Annotated in this window: 1 rRNA gene; it reads left to right on the plus strand. The window is 47.8% G+C overall.

The features are described from left to right. The first annotated feature begins 139 nt into the window (after nucleotides 1-139). A 5S ribosomal RNA gene (gene rrf, locus KNO75_RS14995) occupies nucleotides 140-256 on the plus strand. The last annotated feature ends 20 nt before the right edge of the window (nucleotides 257-276 follow it).

A 276-nucleotide genomic window follows, 5' to 3' on the forward strand; every position in this document is an offset into this window, starting at 1 on the left:
TGACACGTGGAGCTGAATGATACTAATCGGTCGAGGCTTTGATCTAGTCTATGGTTTGTGTTGATGAATCCTCAGTTTTCAGGGAACAAACCCTAAACATTATTGACATGCGTATGACGTGATGTTAATATTCATTTTGTCTGGTGGCGATAGCGAGACGGCCACACCTGTTCCCATGCCGAACACAGAAGTTAAGCGTCTCAGCGCCGAAAGTAGTTGGGGGATCTCCCCCTGTGAGGATAGGACGTTGCCAGGCAAGATCGTTCCGCAATAGCT

Origin of the sequence: Exiguobacterium sp. s35 (assembly GCF_018617535.1) — a bacterium.
Lineage (GTDB): Bacteria > Bacillota > Bacilli > Exiguobacteriales > Exiguobacteriaceae > Exiguobacterium > Exiguobacterium aestuarii.